Source organism: Polaromonas sp. P3_C2 (genome assembly GCF_056402675.1).
In genome coordinates this window covers 1-1,333 of record NZ_JBFUGX010000922.1, presented here as the reverse complement: position 1 = coordinate 1,333, position 1,333 = coordinate 1, and the positions used below count along the sequence as shown (strand labels likewise).

Annotated in this window: 2 protein-coding genes; both read right to left on the bottom strand. The window is 55.3% G+C overall.

From position 1 onward, the window contains the following. Positions 1 to 232 (bottom strand): hypothetical protein (locus AC1DWI_RS23415; RefSeq protein ID WP_477725947.1); only part of this gene is annotated, 232 nt, incomplete at its 3' end. 118 nt (positions 233 to 350) lie between these two features. Further along, complete coding sequence (locus AC1DWI_RS23410) at positions 351 to 851, bottom strand: hypothetical protein (protein WP_477668682.1); 501 nt, start codon at positions 849 to 851, stop codon at positions 351 to 353. Between the last annotated feature and the right edge of the window lie 482 nt (positions 852 to 1,333).

Here is a 1,333-nt window from a genome sequence, read left to right as displayed (position 1 = left end):
TCTGCTGCACCGTGGTCTGCACCACGTTCGACGTGACCGTGCGCGTAATGCCGGATGCATCCGAGTACGTGGCCGAGGCCTGGTTGCTGATGGACGTGCCCGCCGGCGGTGGCGCGGCATGGGCCGCCAGGCCGGCCAGAGCCAGCATAAGCGCGACAAACAATCCCACAATCCAGTGGGTGAAAAAGTGCTGCAACCCTAAAGGCTGCGGACTCGAAGGATTGGCATACATGGCTTTTTCTCCTGGCTACTTAACAACGGTGAATCAACAAACAATTAACGGGGAACGGAAAGGCGAAATGCGCCGCCCGCATGGCGGGAGGCGCAGCTGCAAGGGAAGCTGGCCRTCATCACGGTTTGGCAGCCAGTGCGACTGCAGGTGAATCGATGCGCACACGCAGACTGACCACGGTGCTGGCGCCTGCGGCCAAGGTGCCGGTTTCCCAGCGCAAGGCGCGATAGTCAGACAGGGGAACGGGCTCTTTGCGCACGCTGCCGTCGGCCTGCTTGACCATGCGCGTCAGCGGCATGGGTGCAAAGATGCTTCCGTCCGTTGAGGCCAGAGCCTGTGCAGGTTCGGCACTTGCCGCGATAAAGGTGGTGCCGGGAGGCACCGGTATGGTTGCCAGAAGCTTGCCGGCTGCAGCGGTGCTGGTATTGCGGTAAGTAGCGCTGTACTGCAGGACATCCCCGGGTTTGCCGTCGCCGGCGGGCTTGAGCACGGGCTTGCCGCCCACCATCTCCACGCGCTGCGCCAGGAGCTGGGAAGACACCGGCGAGGCTTGGGCCAGCACAGCTTGGCCAAACACCAGTCCGGCGGCAAAAATACAAAGTTTCAGGGCAGATTTCATGGGTAACGTCCTTTCGTGACTCTCGGCAAATGGCTGGCTCGGAGGCAGATCCATGTAGGGCCGGCAACATATGCGCATCGATATGTATTTGAGACGTAACTTTATGTTACTTATCAACTTTTAGAGCCTCGATTACTTCACACGAACGCAATAGATGTGAATAAAAACAAAAATTTCGTGAGAAAAATCGCATAAACGTCCGTATTTAGTTGAATTTCAGTCTTCAATCGGAGTGATTGAAACAGTAAGTTACATATTAAAACATCGAAAATCCACCAAAAGATCCGAAGAAACTAATGGAAATTAGCTAAAACCGGGGCCTCAATTCAACAATTAGAGTTAACTCGTAACCAATAGAAACAACCATCAGATTACCGGCCAAGCCGAATGTCATTTTCGAAAGGGGACAGGTAGCCGGGCAGCGCCAACGGGAAGCCGGAGGATGAGGAAAACAAGGAGAAAAGAGGGGGAAGGGAGGAAAG